The organism is Comamonas sp. GW821-FHT11H03 (assembly GCF_058807955.1).
Map to the genome: position 1 here is coordinate 131,546 of NZ_JBXARF010000001.1, position 16,011 is coordinate 147,556.

Consider the following 16,011-nt stretch of genomic DNA (forward strand, 5'->3'; position numbering starts at 1 on the left):
ATCAGCCTCCAGCGCTTACTCATCAAGCGCGCTCGGTTCGGCAATCCATAGCAGACCATGAGCGAGGCTGAAGAGCAGACCCTGTTGCCGGGCCAGAACCCGGATGCCCCTGACCCGTCGCCTTCGGTCGTCGATCAGGTGGCTCTGGCACGCCTGTACGGCGAGCCGCTGTTTGCGCTGCCCCAGGATCTCTATATCCCGCCCGATGCGCTGGAAGTCTTTCTCGAAGCCTTTGAAGGCCCGCTGGACTTGCTGCTCTATCTGATCCGCAAGCAAAACTTCAACATCCTCGACATCCCCATGCTGGACGTGACGCGCCAGTACATGACCTATGTGGACGAGGTGCGCAGCCGCAATCTGGAGCTGGCAGCCGAATATCTGCTGATGGCAGCCATGCTCATCGAGATCAAGTCGCGCATGCTGCTGCCGCCCAAGAAGCAGGAGGGCGGCGAGGAGGCCGAGGACCCGCGCGCCGAGCTGGTGCGCCGCCTGCTCGAATACGAGCAGATGAAGCTGGCCGCCCAGCAGCTGGGGCAGCTACCCACCTTCGGGCGCGATTTTCTCAAGGCCACGGTCTATATCGAGCAAAGCCTGCAGCCGCGCTTTCCAGATGTGGAAATCGGCGAGCTGCAAGCGGCCTGGCGCGACATCCTCAAGCGCGCCAAGCTGGTGCAAAGCCACAAGATCACGCGCGAAGAGCTGTCGGTACGCGAGTACATGAGCCAGATCCTCAAGCAGCTGCAGGGCCAGCGTTTTGTGGAGTTCGAGCGCATCTTCAATCCGGAAAAAGGCTCGACCGTGCTGGTCGTGACCTTTATCGCCATGCTGGAGCTGGCCAAGGAAACGCTGATCGAAATCACCCAGGCCGAAGCCTATGCGCCCATTTATGTGCGCCTGGCCTACACCCCGGTGTGAGGCCTGAAACCGGTTGCCAAGCCTCGGCCTTGTAACCCTAGGGCCCACGAGAAGTTCAGCAAGGGCTTACATTCACATCCTGGGCTGCCGCGCAGCCGCCGCTTGTTCCACCGCGCCTTGACGCGACACATTCGACATGACATACAGCGTCAAAGAAATTTTCTACACCTTGCAAGGCGAAGGCGGCCAGGCCGGCATGCCTGCCGTGTTCTGCCGCTTTGCGGGCTGCAATCTGTGGACGGGCCGTGAACAGGACCGCTCCAATGCCATCTGCCAGTTCTGCGATACCGATTTTGTCGGCACTGACGGCACCCTGGGCGGCAAGTTCGCCACCGCCGATGCGCTGGCCGAGCGCATTCTCAGCCAGTGGCCTGCCAACGACAGCCAGCACCGCATGGTGGTGCTGACGGGCGGCGAGCCTTTGCTGCAGGTCGACCAGGCCCTGATCGCCGCCCTGCATGCGCGCGGCTTTCGCATCTCGGTAGAAAGCAACGGCACGGTGGCCGCGCCCGAAGGCATAGACTGGCTGTGTATCAGCCCCAAGGCCGGTGCCGAATGGATTCAGCGCAGCGGCCAGGAGCTCAAGCTGGTCTGGCCTCAGCCCACGTTCGATCTGGAAGCCATTGAAGCCAGCACCGAGTTCCAGCACTATTTTCTGCAGCCCATGGACAACGCCCGGCAGAGCAGCAATATTGGCGCCTGTATCGAGCAATGCATGCAGCGCCCCGGCTGGCGTCTGAGCCTGCAAACCCATAAGCTCACTGGAATTAGATGACCCCCCTGAGTCGCTGCGCGCCTTCCCCCCAGGGGGACGACGGCCTTTGCTGCGGGGCGGCGCGGCCGGCCCGAGCCCTTGCTGGCCGTCCGCCATGGGGTCCGTTCCCAGCTCAAAGGCCGAAGGCAATGCTCAGCGTCACCGATCACTGATATGCAGTTCACCGTTCACCAGCGTTTTTTCTTCGATGCCGCCCATACCCTGGAGCGCGCTATCGAGACCGAGAGCAGCCGCCGCATTCACGGCCACACCTATTGGGCCGAAGTCAGCGTGAGAGGCCCGCGCAATCCGGACAACGGCATGGTCATCGACCTCGGCCACCTGCGCGCACGCCTGGAGCTGCTGCGCGATCAACTCGACCACCACTTTCTCGATGAAGTGCCGGGCCTGGGCAAGCCCACGCTGGAAAACCTCTGTCTCTTCATCGCCAATGCCCTGGCCGACCTTGAGCCTGCGCCCAGCCGCATCCGTGTCTGGCGCGACAGCATCGGCGACGGCTGTGTGCTCGATCTGTCCTGAAGACAGCCACCGCACAAGCCCCAAACCCAACCCACAAAAAAGGCCCCGCTATTGCGGGGCCAGCTTGCTGAGAGTCAGACGGCTTCCCCACCAGGAGGCCTAACTCGGCAAGATCATCAGGCAGCAGAGAGCAGCCACCGCAGCTCTTTGCTGCCCATGCTCTTAGAAATTGTGGCGCAGGCCGATTTCGTAGCCCGTCAGGCTCTTGCCCACAGCGGGTGTAGGGCTCAGCGACGAACCCAGCTTGCGGGAAGCCTTGTCGTCGTTGCTCATGCGTGCCACGGCTGCATAGATTTCGGTGCGCTTGGACAGCTTGTAGCCATAGCCCAGAGCCAGACGCTGGGAGTCCGCATCGCTTTGCTTCTTGTCCTTGTACCAGGTGTAGGCAGCACGCAGTTCGCCGGCACCCAGAGGCATCTTCATGCCCAGGCTGTACAGATCGACACGCTTGCCGTTGCCGCGGTCGGACGCGATCAGCAGCATGGGAGTGACAACGCCGAAGTTGTAGGAGGCGCCCAGATTCATGGTCTTGTAGTCCACGCCAGCGGCAGCCGTGCCGCCGCGTGCGATGCCGTAGGCCGCAGCAATGTTCAGAGGACCGTTGGCATAGCCCAGACGCAGGCCGGTGGAGCTGGCCAGGCTGTGGTCGTCGGTCTGCTCGCCAAAGCTGTGCGTCAGCTGACCGTAGACGCCACCCAGCTGGGGCAGCAGATAGCTGATGGCGTTGGAGTTGCGCTTGGGGTTGGAGCCTTCGGAGGTGCCTGCAGCCGAGCCGCTGATCAGGTTATGGCCGTTGATGGCGCCCATGCCGGTATCACCAAAGGCGTGGAAGGTCTCCAGGTTCTGGTAGGCAGGGGTCTTGTCGCGGCCCAGGCGCACTTCACCAAAATTGCCCAGCAGGCTGACGGTAGAGCGGCGATCGAACTTGAAGCCGGAAGCCGTGCCGTCGTCCACGCTCAGGCTGCCCTCCAGCCAGAAATCTGCCTTCAGGCCGCCGCCCAGATCTTCCACGCCGCGAAAGCCCAGACGGCTGCTGGAGTTGCCGCCGTTGGCCAGACCGGAAACGCTTTTGCCGGTCGTGGAGATGTGGGCCACCGACACGTCGGCCACGCCAAAGACGGTAACGCTGGATTGAGCCAGGGCACCGGCGGAGACGGTCAGGGCGGCAAGGGCGAGAAGAGTTCGTTTCATGCTGTTCACTTGTTTGTAGAAATGAGAAAGCCCATGCAGTACGGCTACGGCCTGCCTTGGACGGGCCCCGTCTGGGACTGAAGTCATTAGACAAAGTGAAAATGAAACATTAGTTACAACCCTTAAATTTGCAACAAAACAACTATCACCACGACGATCGTCACATCGTCCTACAGCAGCGACTGGCAGAACTATCGACATCGAGAATGCGCGGGTGCCGCATTTCCCTGTCAATGCCCTCAATGAACTACATGGGTTTTACCGATCGCATTTAGACTTGTGTGATTTTTCGCAAGCACAGGCCTGCCCCATTCCAGCAACGCGCAAAGCGCCCCAGAGAGACAATCATGTTCCGCACCCTGCTCAAATCCAAGATCCACCGCGTCAAAACCACGCAATGCGAGCTGCACTACGAAGGCTCCTGCGCCATCGACGAGGATCTGCTGGATGCCGCCAACATTGCTGAGAACGAACAGGTCCATATCTGGAATATCGACAACGGCGAGCGCTTTGTGACCTACGCCATCAAGGGCGAGCGCGGCTCGGGCATGATTTCCGTCAACGGCTCGGCCGCCCGCCGGGCCAGCGTGGGCGATCTGCTCATCATTGCCGCCTTCGCCCAGGTTCATGAAAGCGATGTGGCCGAGCACCAGCCGCAGCTGGTCTTTGTGGACGACAGCAACAAACAGGTCGAGTTGCGCCACAAAGTGCCCACCCAGATGCTGTAAAAACGGCTTTTGCCTCCAACACCGAGCGAGAGAACTCCATGCCTCATCTGCATATTGAATACACCGACAACCTGACCGGCCTGGACGAGCGCGCACTGATGCGCGACATCAACGCCGTGGTCTGCTCCCACCCCACCGTTCTCGATGAAGCCGATGTGAAGGCCCGCATTGCCCGCCTGAACATGGACCATGTCTATATCGGCACCCAGCCCGATAACCGTGGCTTTGTCCATGTGCACCTGCAGCTGATGGCAGGACGCAGCACCGAGGCCAAGAAGCAGATGTCGGACGGCATTGCCGAAGTCCTGCGCCGCCTGGTGCCCCAGCCTGCCGATGTGATGGTGCAGCTGAGCGTGGACGTATCCGATATGGACAAGGCCACCTACTTCAAGGGTCGCCTTTAAGTCCTTCACGACTGCTGCAACAGCGCCCGCAGCCATGCTTGCGGGCGTTTTTGTTTCAGGAACCTTGGTCTGAGATAAAAATCGCATCAATCCCTTACCTCGAAAGAGCAAGCAGCTCCTGAATCATGAGCAGACCTGACCCTCGCCCCCGCTGCCCCCACTGTCACCGGGCACTGCGCACCTGCGTCTGCGCGCTGGCCCAGGCGGTCGCGCATCAGGTCGAAGTGCTGATCCTCATGCATCCCATGGAGGTGCATGAAGCCAAGGGCACGGGGCATTTGCTGCATCTGTGCCTGCCGCATAGCCGGGTCATGGTGGGCGAGGAATTCGATACCACCGAGCTGGACGCGGCTTTGCATGGCAGATGGGCCAGCCGGGCAGATGCCGATGCCGATGCCGATAGTGCGCCACGCCACAGCCTGCTGCTCTACCCCGATACCGCAGAGCAGGATGCAGCCTTGGGTTTGGCTGCGGCCAGCCCCCTGCCTTTGCCCTGGCCGCAGCCGCCAGAGCGCCTTCGGCTGGTGGTCATCGACGGCACCTGGCGCAAAAGCCGCAAGATGCTCTATCTCAACCCTGCACTGCAAGCCCTGCCGCGCCTGCCCCTGCTCGACGTGCAGGACTCCGGCTACACCATCCGCAAGGCACATCTGCCAGGGCAGCTCTCCAGCTTCGAGGCTGCAGCCCAGGCCCTGGCACAGCTGCACAACTGGAGTGCAGATGGGGCAGCCAATGCAGCACTGCATGAAGTCTTCAAGCAGTTTGTGGCGCAGCAACTGCAGCTGCACCAACGCAATCAGGCGCCCCAAAGGAGCGCCTGATGCTCAGCCGTCAAACGGCTTCCCGGCTCAGCGGTTGTTGGCCACCTGCTCGGGCACATCGGCAGCCTTGGCGGGATCGGTCATCACCAGAGCAGGGCCGCTGCGCTCGCTCTTGCTGCGCTTGCGCTCTGCGGCTCCATCGTCGGCGCTCAGGCTGTCGCGGGTGTTTTTCTGCACGGCAATCGCACCAAACAGAGCCAGTGCAAAAGCCATGGCATAGAAACCTTTTTCGCTGAGCTGCAACGTGGCGTTGAAGAGACCTGCGCCCAGAAGCAGCACCGCGATGATCAGCGCCACCCAGCTGATGCCGAAGTAAATGCCGGTCACGGCAACGCCTTCGAGCTTGTCGCGAACGGTTTTTTGCAGCGAGATGGCCGAGTACAGGCCCAGCACCAGCACGGCAAAGTAAAAGCCTTTTTCGTTGAGCTGCATGGCGGCATTCCACAGCCCGACCAGGAAGGCGGCGATGCCCAGCAGCAAGGCGGCCCAGGATGCGCCGACAAAGGCGGAGGAAGGCTTGTGGCTGGTGATGGCTTGCGAGTTCATGAGCGGGTCTCAGAAGTTGTGGTGAACGGATAGTAGAAAATCCGTTCGCTCAAGCCAAGAGTTTCTTTACATGGTATCGCCAGAAGATACCCAAAGAGTTGTTTTTCCTCAGCAGGCGCTGGCCTTGGGCTGCAAGCATGCTTGCATGCCCTGAGCGACAACCATTGCCAGGCCATCGCGCGCAGGCTCTGGGTCTCAGTCCTCATCCTCGACTTCATCGCCATCCATGGCCGCATTGAGCTCTTCCTGGACATGGGGCGGCATGCCGTCTTCCCAGCCATGCTCGTCGACATAGGCGTAGATATCGGGTTGCTCGCCGGGCACGGCCTGCAGCATGATGGCCGGAATCTGCCATTTGGCTTCATCGCCCTTGACGGCTTCACTGGTCCAGTCATAGCCAGGATGCTTTTCATTGCCCGTGGGCGAGGCCAGATCGTTGGCCGGATCCCAGCCAATGGTTGCGGGTGCAAGATTGCCCTGTTCAAAGCGCTGGCTCAGCGCCTGCACACGGGCCCAGCCTGAGCGGTTGATGCTGGGCACCTGGTCCTGCGAAGCATAGTGCTGGAAGTAGCCCGGCTGCTGATACCAGTACAAGGCCTTGGCAACAGCCGGCTCCAGCTTGGGATGCTTGCTGATCCAGTCGGGCAGCGCGCTGCCGTTGTCGTAGTTCATGGTGGTGACCACCGCCAGCCACTGAAGGGGCGTGGCAGTGGCCAGGAACTCCTTCATCAGATCCAGATACAGGGCATCAAAGTCGTCGTCATCCATGGCTCAGACTCCTCCAGGTTGCTAACATCCGCACGATAACAAACCAGGCCTAGGCGATCAAACGAGCATCCAGCCAGCCACGCAGGCTATTGATAAAGGCCCAGCCGCTGGCATGGTTTGCCTCTTGCAACGTCACCACCTGCTCTGTCAGCCTGCCCTGGGACAGGGCCAATGCCCGCCCCACGCCAGGCAGCAGCCCGCATTGCAGCGGCGGGGTGACCCAACGCCCATCCAGCTGCACGGCAATATTGCCGCGTGTGCCTTCGGTGATCTGCCCGTCCTCGTTGAAAAGCACGATATCGAAAATGCCGGCGCTCTGGGGCTTGAAAGCGTCGTAATGCTGACGTACCGAGGTTTTGAAACGTACCATATCGCTATGCGCCACCGCGTTTGCAATGGGTTGATGCGCCAGCTGCAGCGAGACAGGCTGGACACTGGGCGGCAAGGGCTCGGCCGTGATCTGCACTTCACCGGTGACCGAAAGCGCCAGCCGCACGCGCCAGTCGCCCATGGCATGAGTCTGTCTGGCCATGCGCTCCATATCGCACTCCAGTGACATCTGCATCAGGGGATAGCGGAAATGCTGCGCAGTGATTTGCAAACGAGCCCAGTGCAAGGACCAATTCTGCCAACGGCCATCCTTGAGTGCCAGGGTTTCGAGGATTTCAAAATTCGTGTTCATGCTCAAACGCCTTGCTCAAGCACCTTCAGAAAAGCCTGCTTGTGTTGCCACTCCATCCATTCGTCGGCCGCATTGGCGCTGGCCGTGATGCCGCTGCCTATGCCGCAGCTCAGGCGCCCGTTGCTGAGCACCACGGTGCGGATGGGAACATTGAATGTTGCGTGAATACTGCCCGACTCCGCCCCGGGTCGCACCACGCCCAGCGCACCGCAGTAGACGCCACGAGGCTCGGGCTCCAGCTCACGAATCAGGCGCATGGCCTGGCGCTTGGGCGCCCCGGTAATCGAGCCGCAAGGAAACAGCGCCCTGAACACATCCACCAGTCGTACATCCGAGCGCGTGCGTGCCACCACATCCGAGGTCATCTGCCAGACGGCCGGCAGAGCCTGGACCTGAAACAGCTGCGGCACTTGCACGCTGTGCGGCACGGCTATGCGTGACAGATCGTTGCGCAGCAAATCCACGATCATCACGTTCTCGGCCCGCTCCTTGGCCGATTCGCGCATGGCTTGCGCAGCCTGTGCATCGGCTTCAGGGGTCTTGCCGCGCGCCGCGGTGCCCTTCATGGGGCGGGTCAGAATCCGCTCGCCGTCCCAGTCGAAAAACAGCTCCGGCGACAGCGACAGCACCTGCATGTCGCCGCAATCGACCAAGGCCGCATAGCCTCCGGGCTGGGCCTGCTGCAGCCTTGCGAACAGCGCCTGGGCCAGTGCCGAAGAATCAGGGTCTTGCGTCAGCGCAAGCTCGGCAGACAGAGGGGCCGTGTAATTGATCTGATAGCAGTCGCCCGCCGCAATGGCCGCATGAATGCGCGCCACATGGGCATCGAACTGTTCGCGGCTCAGAGCCGTCTGCCAATGTATTGCCGCAGAAGCCAGGGGCGGGTTCTGCCCGCAGGCAGCCAGCGGCGCCCGGTGCAGGCCGAACCAGGCCAGCGGCTGGCCTGCTGCCGCCGCATGCACGGCCTGGGCATAGGCACGGTCAAAAGCTGCGGCCGCCTCGTAGGCCAGCCAGCCCACGCACCACAGGCCCTGTTCGGCCGCCTGCTGCACGGCCTCCAGCACAGCCGGCACATCCTCGGGAGCATGGGCCTGCAATATGCGCTCGGGCTCGCCAAAGCCATGCTGCAGACGGGCAGCACCCGCCTGCCAGGGAGCGGTGAAATCAAGAACGGTTTTCAAGTCAGATCACCTGCAAGCGCACTATCGATATGCGCCGAATGCTATCAAACTTGCCATATCCATCAGACTGACATTGCCGGCATAAAAAAACGCGCTGAAGGAATCCCTCAGCGCGCATCCACCAATGGGCTACCTCTGTCGGGTAGCTAAGAGAGAACTCCGTTACTTGCCGCCCAGTCGCGACTGGTACTTGGCTACGGCAGCCGTGTAGGCGGGGCTGGCCAGCAGACGCTGATATTCGGCATAAGCCTTGCGGTACTCGGTGCTGAATTCTGTTTCGACATAAGCCGCAGGCGTGGGCATATAGCCAAGACCTGCACGCTGGTACATCTCAAGGTCGGCCATCACTTCGGCACGACTTTTGCTGGAGGTTACGGAATTTTGGGGGAGGTCTTGAGCCATGGCAACCGCGGCGCTAGCGGTCAGCACAGCTGCGGTCAACAAACGGGTGAGGGAGCGCATTTTCAATCCTTTCAACGGCGCAGCAGCGGAAAGAAGACCTGCCACGTGCTGCACGACTGAACTATGCGCCCGGCCTCACGGGCCGTCTGTGCGTTTTCTCACGCAAAAACTCATTTCACATTACAAAAAATCAATGCGCTTCTTCAAGCAGCAACCGCAGACCATCGACGCGGCAAAGACGCAGATTGCGCCCCTCGCGCCTGAGCAGGCCCAGACGCGTGAGCCGCGACATCTCGCGCGCGACCTCTTCGCGGCTGGTGCCCAGCATCAGGGCCAGGTCGTTCTGGCGCGGGGCCGGGGAAAGCAGCGCCTCGTCGTTCTCGACTCCCGCCATCTCCGCGCGCTCCAGCAACTGGGCATGCAGACGGCCGCGCACCGTGAGGGTTCCCAGACTGACCACGCGCCGGGCCAATATCCCGGCCAGCTCGCTGAGCCGCTGAACCACGGCCCGCATGACCAGCACATCGCTCATGATCAATGCTTCGAGCTGTGCACTGGAGAGCGATGCCACCAGGCTTTCATGCGTGGCCTGAACCTGTACGGTCACATGTCTGACCGGAGGCTTGGGCGAGAACGCACCGAAAAAGTAGCCGGGCTCCAGATAGCCCAGAATCATGGCCCGCCCGCCAGCGCTGTAGCTGCCGACACTGAGCTGGCCGTTGATCAGCATGTACATGCGCTCATCGGTATAGGCTCCGTGCAGCACCTGCCCCGCTTCCAGCCGATGCCACAGACATTGGCCCGCCAGCACGGACAGCCTCTCGTCGGACAGCGACTCCAGCCAGCTCACGTTGCGCAGCCCCTGCCAGGCAACGGCTGAAACAGGTGAAGAAACCGACGGCAGCTGGGGCTCGACCATGGACATGAACAACCTTGTACAAAAAAAATGGAAGGCCGCAGAACGCAGGGCCGTGCAGTACGTGGCCACACAGCATAGTAAGGTGGCCGACAGCAGCCATACCCTTTTTTCACGTGGCGCTGCAGCGCAGCATCGCATAGACTCGCGGGCAAATTTGCCTGCAGGCTTTTCTGCGGGGCCAGGCCATAGACATATCAGGAGACAGCTCATGACCGCCACCGGTACGCCTTACGGCACCATTCCCCCCTCTTCGCCCCAGCCCCAGCGCCGCCCCGTGAGCCTGCCGCGCCTGGCCCAGATGCGCGCGGCCGGTGAAAAAATCACCATGCTCACGGCCTATGACGCCACTTTTGCCGCCGTGGCCGATGCCGCCGGTGTGGAATGCATTCTGGTCGGCGACTCGCTGGGCATGGTCTGCCAGGGCCTGCACAGCACCGTGGGCGTGACACTTCAGGATATGGCCTATCACACGGCCAGCGTCACACGCGGCCTGCACCGCGCCCAGGCCACGGCCTGGGTGATTGCCGACATGCCCTACGGCAGCTATGCCGAAAGTCCCGAGCAGGCCATGCGCAGTGCCTGCGAGCTGATGCAGGCCGGCGCCCATATGGTCAAGCTCGAAGGCGGTGGCTGGACCGCTCCGACCGTGCGCTTTCTCGTCGATCGCGGCGTGCCCGTCTGCGCCCATCTGGGACTGACGCCGCAGACCGTGCATGCCTTGGGCGGCTACCGCGTCCAGGGCAAGGACGAGCAGGCCGCAGCCACGCTGCGCCAGCATGCGCTGGAGTTGCAGGACGCCGGGGCCGCCATGCTGGTGCTGGAGATGGTGCCCGCCGCCCTGTCCGCCCAGCTGACAGAGCAGCTGCCGCTGTGCCACACCATCGGCATTGGCGCGGGCAATGGCACGGCAGGCCAGGTTCTGGTGCTGCACGACATGCTGGGCGTGAACCTGGGCAAGATGGCCAAGTTCGTGCACAACTTCATGGCCGATGCAGGCAGCGTCAAGGGTGCCATGGAAGCCTATGTGCAAGCCGTCAAAAATGGCAGCTTCCCCGACAATGCGCTGCACGCCTGGTGAGTCCGGGTCCTTGTTTTTGTCACGACTTACGCAAAACGGCCTCGGGCCAGGCGACTGCCTCAGAAGGCAGGCCGTTGTTGCACTCTTGTGTGCGTAAGTCCTATTTGTTTCCCCCCACTGTTTGAGCCATGCAAATCGTTCACACCATCGCCGACCTGCGCGCCGCTCTGGCTGGTCGCGGCCGTCCTGCTTTCGTGCCCACCATGGGCAATCTGCACGAGGGCCATCTCTGCCTGGTGCGCCAGGCCCGCCAGCATGGCGACGTGACCGTAGCCAGCATCTTCGTGAACCGCCTGCAGTTTCTGCCTCACGAAGACTTCGACAGCTACCCGCGCACCTTCGATGCCGACTGCGCCAAGCTGCAAGCCGAAGGCTGCGACATCGTCTTCGCCCCCAGGGAGAAAGACCTCTACCCCGAGCCGCAGACCTTCAAGGTCCAGCCCGATGCGCAACTGGCAGATATTCTGGAGGGGCACTTCCGCCCCGGCTTCTTCACCGGCGTCTGCACCGTGGTCATGAAGCTGTTCCAGGCCGTGTTTGCCACCACGGGCGGCGGCACGGCCGTTTTCGGGCAGAAGGACTATCAGCAGCTGATGGTGATCCGCCGCATGGTGCAGCAGTTCGCCCTGCCCATAGAGATCATCGGCTGCGCCACGGCGCGCGCCGACAGCGGCCTGGCACTGAGCTCGCGCAACGGCTACCTCAGCGATGAGCAGCGTGTGCAGGCCATGGCGCTGTCGCAGGCGCTCAAGGCCCTGGCCGATGCCGCGCGCCAGGGCGGCAATCTGGCCGACCTCGAAGCGCAGGCCATGGCCGCGCTGCGCGCCAAGGGCTGGGAGCCCGACTATCTGAGCGTGCGCCAGCGCAGCGATCTGCAGACGCCTGCCGATGCGCGCAGCGGCGATCTGGTGGCCCTGGGCGCGGCACGCCTGGGCAGCACCCGGCTCATAGACAACCTGGAGTTCTAGGATTTCGAAGCCCTCTTGGGCGCTTTGTAGCGGGGGCATGCGGGCAGCGGGCGGCACACCTGCTGCGGCGCGGCCGGCCCAGAATCAGGCCTTTGCCCAGCGCCTCTGACTCAGGCCGCGCCGGTGTCCTGCCTCAAGAGCAATGCAGAGGCTGGTAGCGCTCTCAGCACTGGTAGGAGCCCACCGATGATCGACTGGGCAGAGCCTGCAGCGCAAGCCCCTGCCCCTTGAGCCGGCAAAACAGGCCGTCGCCCATTTCCAGCTCCAGCACAAAACCGGCATCGCTGGCAAAAGGCAGGGGCAGGCGGTGCAGGCGCTGCCCGGCGATATGCAGCTGCGCTTGCCGGACACGGCCCACAGCGGCCAGAATTGGCGTCAAATCTGCCCCCGGCGCTTTCTCAGTCGACGCAACGCGCTCGCATATCAATAGCAACGGCTGCCACAGCCCCTCGCCTGCCCCGGCGCGGTCACCGTCATGCACACGGGCGGCGGAAAAGCGGATCTGCAACGCGCCGTTGTGCAGGCTGACTGCCGCAATCTCGGAATCTTCAAGCTCGAAATTCATGCGCCCAAGCATAGCGCTATGGCACCTTGGCTACAGCGGCCGGAGCCGCCGCCGCGCATACTGTCGCCACCCCATACACCGGCATGAAAGAGGCGCCCAATGAGCGAAAAACTGTATCTGGATGACCTGTACGTAGGCCAGAAGTTCGTCAGCGAGGGCTACCCGCTGGATGAGGCGCAAATCATTGCCTATGCCAGGCAGTTCGATCCCCAGGTCTTTCACCTCGACCCCGAAGCCGCCAAGCACACCTTCTTCCAGGGCCTGGCCGCCAGCGGCTGGCATACGGCCTCCATCAGCATGCTGCTGGTGACGCAAAGCATTCCCCTGGCCGACGGCGTGATCGGCGGCGGCATGGAAGAGCTGGCCTGGCCCCAGCCCACGCGCCCCGGCGACGTGCTGCAGGTGGAGTCCGAAATCGTGGAGATCATTCCCTCCCAGTCCAAACCCAACCGGGCCCTGGTGCGCGTGCTCTCCCACACCAAAAACCAGCGCGGCGAGGTGCTGCAGCGCTTCAGGCCCAAGATGGTGTGCTTCAAGCGCCCTGGCTGACCCTCACGCAGCAAAAGTCCCGGGCACTGCTTAATATCGCCCACCGGCGCTGTCTGCCCTGCACAGGCAGCGCCTCACTTGCTGCTGCGATATGAACCCCAATTTTTCCCTGAGCCGATGGCGCGCCGAATGGGCGCCCAGCGTACCGCGCGAGTTGCTGGCCGGTGCCGTCGCCACGTTTGCGCTGATTCCCGAGGTCATTGCCTTTTCCTTTGTCGCGGGCGTGGACCCGGCCGTGGGGCTGTACGCCTCCTTCATCATCAGCATCGTGATTGCCGTGTTCGGCGCGCGCCCGGCCATGGTCTCGGCAGCGGCCGGCTCGGTGGCCCTGGTGGCCGCGCCTTTGGTCGCCTCGCATGGTCTGCAATATCTGCTGGCCGCAGGCCTGCTGGCCGGCGCCATGCAGATCGCCTTCGGCCTGTGCAAGATGGGCAGCTTGGTGCGCTTTGTATCCAGCTCGGTGCGCACGGGTTTTGTCAACGCGCTGGCCATTCTGATCTTTTCAGCCCAGCTGCCGCATCTGCGTGGCGCCAACACCGCCACCTGGGCCATGCTGGCCCTGGGCCTGGCCCTGATCTACGGGCTGCCCTGGCTGGGACAGAGACTGCAGCTCAAGGCGCTGGGCGCCATTCCCTCACCACTGATCTGCGTGCTGGTGCTGACGCTGCTGGCCAACTTCATGGGTCTGCCGCTCAAGACCGTGGCCGACCTCGGTCATCTGCCGGACAGCCTGCCGCTGTTCGCCCTGCCCGAAATCCCCGCCAGCCTGGAGACGCTGCGCATCATCGCCCTGCCCGCCCTGGCCATTGCCATGGTGGGCCTGCTGGAGTCGGTGCTCACGGCAGCCGTGGTGGACGACCTCACGGGCACGCCCAGCAACAAGAGCCGCGAATGCACGGGCCTGGGCCTGGCCAATGTCTCGGCCAGCCTGTTCGGCGGCATTGCGGGCTGCGGCATGATCGGCCAGGCCGTGGGCAATGTGAAATACGGCGGCCGCGGTCGTCTGTCCACCCTGTTTGCCGGGGTGTTTCTGCTGATTCTGATGGTCGCTTTGAAGCCCTGGGTGTCCCGGGTGCCGGTGATTGCTCTGGTGGCCATCATGGTCATGGTGTCGGTCTCGACCTTCGACTGGAAGTCGCTGGGCAATCTGGTGCGCCACCCGCGTCTGTCCAGCTCGGTGATGCTGGTGACGGTGGTCATCACCATCGCCACCCACAATCTGGCCGCCGGCGTGGTGGCCGGCGTGCTGCTCTCGGGCGTGTTCTTCACCTTCAAGGTGGCCAATATGCTGCAGGTCCGGGGCAGCCTGGACGAGGCTGGCGATATCTATACCTGGACGGTGAGCGGCCAGGTGTTTTTTGCCTCGGCCGATGCGCTGATCGAGGCCTTCGACGTGCGTGCCGCAGCCGGCAGGCAGGCTCGCATCGATGTCAGTGGCGCGCATTTCTGGGACATCACCGCCGTGGGCGCGCTGGACAAGGTCATGGAGCGTCTGCGCCAGCATGGCTGCCGCGTGGAGCTCACGGGGCTGGATGAAGCCAGTCAGCGGCTGATAGAGCGCATCAGGGTCTAGGTTCGGCGGCTGAGGAGCGCTTATTTCAGGCTGGTCTGCGACAGGCGCTTGGCATTGGCCACGGCCTTGCGGCGAATCGGCGCCAGGCTTCTGGCCGCCACCTTGTCAGCCGCCACGGGCAGATTCTGGCCCATGGTCCAGGGGTTGCGCATCCAGGCCAGACACAGCTGCTGCTGCACCTTGAACATTTCAGCCCCCATGGTCAGCCAGGCCTGGCTGAAGGCGACCTGCTTTTCCACCACCATGCGCGTGAACTCCTTCTGATCGCGCGCAGAGAGCACCGGACCGCTGAGCGCCATGCGCGTGAGCCGGTGGTTGATGACCTGAGGCACGGCCATGCTGATGTCCAGCAGCTCGCTGGCGGTGCGGTGAGGGATGGCGGATTCAGGCATGGGTAGCTCCTTGCATTCAGGCGCTTTATTGTGCACTGCAACATAGAAGTTTGCGCAAGCTCACCTGCGAAAGCCCTGCCGCCGAAATCAGCGCCTGTGCCCAAGCAGGCCGAGCGCCTCCTGCTCCAGTGCCGCCGTCAGCCAGGGCAGGGCCGCATCGGCGGGCCGGTGCAGCGGCAGCAGCATATGCACCTGAAACGCTATCGAGAACGCCAGCGGCCGCACCACCAGTTGCGGGCCGGCGCAGGCCCGCGCCGTCAGCGGGTTGACGACGGCCAGACCCAGGCCATGCTGCACCATGGCGCAGACGGCCACTGCGCTGGCGGTCTCCAGGCTCAGCTTGCGCTGCACGCCGGCGCGGGCAAACACCGCATCGATCTGGGCCCGGTAGGGATCGTCCCTCGCCAGGCTGATGAAGGATTCGCCTTCAAAGTCCCGCTCGCTCAGCAGCGCCTTCTGCGCCAGTGGGTGGCTGGCTGGCAGCACGGCCACTTCGTCCATGGCAGGCAAGGGCTGGCTGCGCGTGCCCGGCGGTGCATCGGCCAGCTCGGACAGGCCCAGATCGAAGCGCTGGGCCGCCATCCACTCCTGCAGCAGCGGCGCCTCCTGGGTGCTCACGCTCACGGCCACGGCGCCGTGACGGGCATGCAGACGTGCCAGCGCGCCCGGCAGCAAGGCGTGGCTGAGTGCCGGCAGGCACAGCACGCTGAGGCTCGCCCCCTGCGGACGCCCCAGCTCCACGGCGCGGTCGATCACGCGCTCCAGGCCCTGCCAGCTGCGCCGCACCTCGTCCCAGAGCAGCAAGGCCCGCGCATTGGCACGCAGCCGGCCCTGCACACGCTCGAACAGCGCATAGCCAAGCAGTTGCTCCATGCGCGCCAGCTCGCGACTCACCGTGGGCTGGGAGGTATAGAGCAACTGCGCCGCGCCGGTGACGCTGCCGGCCGTCATGACGGCACGGAACACCTCGATATGGCGATGGGTGATGCGCTGCGAAGCTTCTGAATCGGTCATGCGCAGAGCATATCAATATTG

Annotated in this window: 20 protein-coding genes; 10 read left to right on the forward strand and 10 right to left on the reverse strand. The window is 63.1% G+C overall.

All coding sequences use genetic code 11. The features are described 5' to 3' along the window. Positions 1–57: 57 nt before the first annotated feature. From AC1RTQ_RS00585 to AC1RTQ_RS00595, 3 genes are all read left to right on the forward strand, one after another. On the forward strand, positions 58–915 hold the full coding sequence (locus tag AC1RTQ_RS00585; protein ID WP_302089288.1) for a segregation and condensation protein A: 858 nt from the start codon (positions 58–60) through the stop codon (positions 913–915). A 136-nt stretch (positions 916–1,051) separates the two neighbouring features. Beyond that, the gene (gene queE, locus AC1RTQ_RS00590; RefSeq protein WP_492873629.1) at positions 1,052–1,690 is read left to right on the forward strand and encodes a 7-carboxy-7-deazaguanine synthase; all 639 of its coding nucleotides are present in this window, start codon (positions 1,052–1,054) and stop codon (positions 1,688–1,690) included. A 153-nt stretch (positions 1,691–1,843) separates the two neighbouring features. After that, positions 1,844–2,209, forward strand: a complete 366-nt coding sequence (locus AC1RTQ_RS00595; protein ID WP_003065792.1) for a 6-pyruvoyl trahydropterin synthase family protein — start codon at positions 1,844–1,846, stop codon at positions 2,207–2,209. A 162-nt stretch (positions 2,210–2,371) separates the two neighbouring features. On the opposite strand, the gene AC1RTQ_RS00600 is transcribed toward AC1RTQ_RS00595, so the two are convergent. After that, positions 2,372–3,400 (reverse strand): porin, encoded by a 1,029-nt coding sequence (locus AC1RTQ_RS00600; RefSeq protein WP_492873631.1) that lies wholly within the window; start codon positions 3,398–3,400, stop codon positions 2,372–2,374. A 347-nt stretch (positions 3,401–3,747) separates the two neighbouring features. Here AC1RTQ_RS00600 and panD point away from each other — a divergent pair, with 347 nt between their 5' ends. The 3 genes from panD to AC1RTQ_RS00615 all read left to right on the forward strand — a co-directional run bounded on the left by panD (position 3,748) and on the right by AC1RTQ_RS00615 (position 5,353). After that, the gene (panD, locus tag AC1RTQ_RS00605) at positions 3,748–4,128 is read left to right on the forward strand and encodes an aspartate 1-decarboxylase (protein ID WP_003065787.1); all 381 of its coding nucleotides are present in this window, start codon (positions 3,748–3,750) and stop codon (positions 4,126–4,128) included. A gap of 38 nt (positions 4,129–4,166) precedes the next feature. After that, positions 4,167–4,532 (forward strand): 5-carboxymethyl-2-hydroxymuconate Delta-isomerase, encoded by a 366-nt coding sequence (locus AC1RTQ_RS00610; RefSeq protein ID WP_492873634.1) that lies wholly within the window; start codon positions 4,167–4,169, stop codon positions 4,530–4,532. Between the two features lie 125 nt (positions 4,533–4,657). Beyond that, complete coding sequence (locus tag AC1RTQ_RS00615; RefSeq protein ID WP_492873636.1) at positions 4,658–5,353, forward strand: tRNA-uridine aminocarboxypropyltransferase; 696 nt, start codon at positions 4,658–4,660, stop codon at positions 5,351–5,353. A 27-nt stretch (positions 5,354–5,380) separates the two neighbouring features. Here AC1RTQ_RS00615 and yiaA read toward each other — a convergent pair whose 3' ends face one another. The 6 genes from yiaA to AC1RTQ_RS00645 all read right to left on the reverse strand — a co-directional run bounded on the left by yiaA (position 5,381) and on the right by AC1RTQ_RS00645 (position 9,857). Beyond that, positions 5,381–5,899 carry an inner membrane protein YiaA gene (gene yiaA, locus AC1RTQ_RS00620; RefSeq protein WP_492873638.1) on the reverse strand — a complete coding sequence of 173 codons (519 nt, stop codon included), beginning with the start codon at positions 5,897–5,899 and terminating at the stop codon, positions 5,381–5,383. Positions 5,900–6,094: 195 nt separating this feature from the next. Further along, positions 6,095–6,667, reverse strand: coding sequence for a DUF4274 domain-containing protein (locus AC1RTQ_RS00625; protein ID WP_492873639.1), 573 nt, complete (start codon positions 6,665–6,667; stop codon positions 6,095–6,097). A 49-nt stretch (positions 6,668–6,716) separates the two neighbouring features. After that, entirely contained in the window at positions 6,717–7,349 is a 633-nt protein-coding gene (locus AC1RTQ_RS00630; protein WP_492873641.1) for an aminotransferase class IV, read from the reverse strand. Between the two features lie 2 nt (positions 7,350–7,351). Next, positions 7,352–8,530 carry an aminodeoxychorismate synthase component I gene (gene pabB / locus AC1RTQ_RS00635; RefSeq protein ID WP_492873643.1) on the reverse strand — a complete coding sequence of 393 codons (1,179 nt, stop codon included), beginning with the start codon at positions 8,528–8,530 and terminating at the stop codon, positions 7,352–7,354. Positions 8,531–8,692: 162 nt separating this feature from the next. Then, entirely contained in the window at positions 8,693–8,992 is a 300-nt protein-coding gene (locus AC1RTQ_RS00640) for a DUF4148 domain-containing protein (RefSeq protein WP_409814710.1), read from the reverse strand. A gap of 130 nt (positions 8,993–9,122) precedes the next feature. Then, the gene (locus AC1RTQ_RS00645; protein ID WP_492873645.1) at positions 9,123–9,857 is read right to left on the reverse strand and encodes a Crp/Fnr family transcriptional regulator; all 735 of its coding nucleotides are present in this window, start codon (positions 9,855–9,857) and stop codon (positions 9,123–9,125) included. Positions 9,858–10,059: 202 nt separating this feature from the next. Between AC1RTQ_RS00645 and panB the strand changes: the two genes are divergently transcribed. Then, positions 10,060–10,929, forward strand: coding sequence for a 3-methyl-2-oxobutanoate hydroxymethyltransferase (panB, locus tag AC1RTQ_RS00650; protein WP_302089279.1), 870 nt, complete (start codon positions 10,060–10,062; stop codon positions 10,927–10,929). Between the two features lie 128 nt (positions 10,930–11,057). Next, positions 11,058–11,897, forward strand: coding sequence for a pantoate--beta-alanine ligase (panC, locus tag AC1RTQ_RS00655; RefSeq protein ID WP_302089278.1), 840 nt, complete (start codon positions 11,058–11,060; stop codon positions 11,895–11,897). A gap of 163 nt (positions 11,898–12,060) precedes the next feature. Here panC and AC1RTQ_RS00660 read toward each other — a convergent pair whose 3' ends face one another. Further along, positions 12,061–12,462, reverse strand: a complete 402-nt coding sequence (locus tag AC1RTQ_RS00660) for a hypothetical protein (RefSeq protein ID WP_492873647.1) — start codon at positions 12,460–12,462, stop codon at positions 12,061–12,063. A 99-nt stretch (positions 12,463–12,561) separates the two neighbouring features. Between AC1RTQ_RS00660 and AC1RTQ_RS00665 the strand changes: the two genes are divergently transcribed. Further along, a complete protein-coding gene (locus tag AC1RTQ_RS00665; protein ID WP_003072667.1) occupies positions 12,562–13,011 on the forward strand; it encodes a MaoC family dehydratase in 450 nt (149 codons plus the stop codon). Between the two features lie 91 nt (positions 13,012–13,102). Then, a complete protein-coding gene (locus AC1RTQ_RS00670) occupies positions 13,103–14,584 on the forward strand; it encodes a SulP family inorganic anion transporter (protein ID WP_492873649.1) in 1,482 nt (493 codons plus the stop codon). A 20-nt stretch (positions 14,585–14,604) separates the two neighbouring features. Here AC1RTQ_RS00670 and AC1RTQ_RS00675 read toward each other — a convergent pair whose 3' ends face one another. After that, entirely contained in the window at positions 14,605–14,976 is a 372-nt protein-coding gene (locus AC1RTQ_RS00675) for a polyhydroxyalkanoate granule-associated phasin (protein WP_302089275.1), read from the reverse strand. A gap of 87 nt (positions 14,977–15,063) precedes the next feature. Then, positions 15,064–15,990 (reverse strand): LysR family transcriptional regulator, encoded by a 927-nt coding sequence (locus AC1RTQ_RS00680; RefSeq protein ID WP_409814726.1) that lies wholly within the window; start codon positions 15,988–15,990, stop codon positions 15,064–15,066. Positions 15,991–16,011: the final 21 nt, after the last annotated feature.

What these genes read in the sequence shown, in the direction of transcription:
- AC1RTQ_RS00585 (WP_302089288.1), top strand. Translation starts at nt 58, where the DNA reads ATGAGCGAGGCTGAAGAGCAGACCCTGTTGCCGGGCCAGAACCCGGAT.
- queE (WP_492873629.1), top strand. Translation starts at nt 1,052, where the DNA reads ATGACATACAGCGTCAAAGAAATTTTCTACACCTTGCAAGGCGAAGGC.
- AC1RTQ_RS00595 (WP_003065792.1), top strand. Translation starts at nt 1,844, where the DNA reads ATGCAGTTCACCGTTCACCAGCGTTTTTTCTTCGATGCCGCCCATACC.
- AC1RTQ_RS00600 (WP_492873631.1), bottom strand. Translation starts at nt 3,400, where the DNA reads ATGAAACGAACTCTTCTCGCCCTTGCCGCCCTGACCGTCTCCGCCGGT.
- panD (WP_003065787.1), top strand. Translation starts at nt 3,748, where the DNA reads ATGTTCCGCACCCTGCTCAAATCCAAGATCCACCGCGTCAAAACCACG.
- AC1RTQ_RS00610 (WP_492873634.1), top strand. Translation starts at nt 4,167, where the DNA reads ATGCCTCATCTGCATATTGAATACACCGACAACCTGACCGGCCTGGAC.
- AC1RTQ_RS00615 (WP_492873636.1), top strand. Translation starts at nt 4,658, where the DNA reads ATGAGCAGACCTGACCCTCGCCCCCGCTGCCCCCACTGTCACCGGGCA.
- yiaA (WP_492873638.1), bottom strand. Translation starts at nt 5,899, where the DNA reads ATGAACTCGCAAGCCATCACCAGCCACAAGCCTTCCTCCGCCTTTGTC.
- AC1RTQ_RS00625 (WP_492873639.1), bottom strand. Translation starts at nt 6,667, where the DNA reads ATGGATGACGACGACTTTGATGCCCTGTATCTGGATCTGATGAAGGAG.
- AC1RTQ_RS00630 (WP_492873641.1), bottom strand. Translation starts at nt 7,349, where the DNA reads ATGAACACGAATTTTGAAATCCTCGAAACCCTGGCACTCAAGGATGGC.
- AC1RTQ_RS00640 (WP_409814710.1), bottom strand. Translation starts at nt 8,992, where the DNA reads ATGCGCTCCCTCACCCGTTTGTTGACCGCAGCTGTGCTGACCGCTAGC.
- AC1RTQ_RS00645 (WP_492873645.1), bottom strand. Translation starts at nt 9,857, where the DNA reads ATGTCCATGGTCGAGCCCCAGCTGCCGTCGGTTTCTTCACCTGTTTCA.
- panB (WP_302089279.1), top strand. Translation starts at nt 10,060, where the DNA reads ATGACCGCCACCGGTACGCCTTACGGCACCATTCCCCCCTCTTCGCCC.
- panC (WP_302089278.1), top strand. Translation starts at nt 11,058, where the DNA reads ATGCAAATCGTTCACACCATCGCCGACCTGCGCGCCGCTCTGGCTGGT.
- AC1RTQ_RS00660 (WP_492873647.1), bottom strand. Translation starts at nt 12,462, where the DNA reads ATGAATTTCGAGCTTGAAGATTCCGAGATTGCGGCAGTCAGCCTGCAC.
- AC1RTQ_RS00665 (WP_003072667.1), top strand. Translation starts at nt 12,562, where the DNA reads ATGAGCGAAAAACTGTATCTGGATGACCTGTACGTAGGCCAGAAGTTC.
- AC1RTQ_RS00670 (WP_492873649.1), top strand. Translation starts at nt 13,103, where the DNA reads ATGAACCCCAATTTTTCCCTGAGCCGATGGCGCGCCGAATGGGCGCCC.
- AC1RTQ_RS00675 (WP_302089275.1), bottom strand. Translation starts at nt 14,976, where the DNA reads ATGCCTGAATCCGCCATCCCTCACCGCACCGCCAGCGAGCTGCTGGAC.
- AC1RTQ_RS00680 (WP_409814726.1), bottom strand. Translation starts at nt 15,990, where the DNA reads ATGACCGATTCAGAAGCTTCGCAGCGCATCACCCATCGCCATATCGAG.